This window comes from Peribacillus sp. SIMBA_075 (assembly GCF_046534585.1).
In genome coordinates this window covers 1-254 of sequence record NZ_JAWRYN010001100.1, presented here as the reverse complement: position 1 = coordinate 254, position 254 = coordinate 1, and the positions used below count along the sequence as shown (strand labels likewise).

Sequence of the window (254 nt, the reverse complement as noted above, 5' to 3'; positions counted from 1 at the left end):
AGACGCCGTCGATAAAGACTTAAAAACAAATTTAACTTTTGATGATATGATGACAATTGCCAAAAATTCAATGGATTCCAATTTAAAAATGGACAAAATGCAAGTAGAAGGTACCGATAAATATATAGGTGGTATTTATTATTACGTTCCAAATGAAACAAGCGTCAATAATATTTCGACAACACTACAAGAACATCTTGGTGTTACGAATAAAAATGAACATAAAAAATTATAATAAAAAGGCTGCTAGATCT

General features: G+C 29.1%; 1 pseudogene. It reads left to right on the top strand.

Features of this window, described 5'->3' with window-relative positions:
- Positions 1 to 235 (top strand): annotated as a pseudogene (locus tag SB775_RS31695) (LCP family protein); the annotation flags it as partial.
- Positions 236 to 254: the final 19 nt, after the last annotated feature.